The 778-nt window shown below is 43.8% G+C and carries 1 pseudogene; it reads right to left on the reverse strand.

The annotated features are described in order from the left end of the window. Positions 1–778 (reverse strand): annotated as a pseudogene (locus tag IRZ80_RS20780) (transketolase); the annotation flags it as partial.

Below are 778 nucleotides of genomic sequence, written 5' to 3' on the forward strand. Positions count from 1 at the left end.
ATTTTTAACTTTTTCCAATAGACGCATCTGCGCTTCCTGCTCGATTGGCTGGTGCGTAGGCCCGTCTTCGCCCACGCGGAAAGAGTCGTGCGTAAGCACATATTTCACAGGAAGTTCCTGAATGGCCGCCAGTCGGATGGCTGGTTTCATATAATCTGAAAACACAAAAAATGTTGCCACTACAGGGATTACACCGCCATGGAGAGCGATTCCGTTGGCGATGGAAGTCATCGTCAGTTCGGCAACTCCTGCCTGTAGAAAGGCACCGCTGAAATTATTTTTCTGCAGTACAGATGATTTTTTCAAAAAGCCGTCAGTTTTATCACTATTGGATAAATCGGCAGAGGAAACAATGATATTTTCAACGTTTTCAGCAAGATAAGCCAGTACTGCAGACGAAGCATCTCTGGTTGCAGCATTTGGTTTCTGAACCACTTTACTCAAATCCAGTTCCGGTAATTTTCCCGATAAAAACAGTTCCATTTTTTGTGCCAATGCCGGGTTTTCATTCTCCCACTGTGCAATCTGCTGTTTTTTGGCAGACGCTTTTTCTGTTTTTTTGGACAGAATAGCAGCATAATGCGAAGCTACTTCCTGATAAATTGTAAAAGGATCTTCTGGGTTGGCTCCTAAGTTTATTAAGGTTTTTGTGTAATCCGCTTTGGTATCGCCGATAGGTTTTCCGTGCAGTTCGCATTCGCCTTCATACATGCCTCCGTCAGCAGTAACACAGCCTTTGCCCATGATTGTTTTTCCGATAATCAATGTCGGTTTTTCT

Source organism: Flavobacterium sp. HJJ (assembly GCF_015351475.1).
In the GTDB taxonomy this organism is placed as follows: Bacteria; Bacteroidota; Bacteroidia; order Flavobacteriales; family Flavobacteriaceae; genus Flavobacterium; species Flavobacterium marginilacus.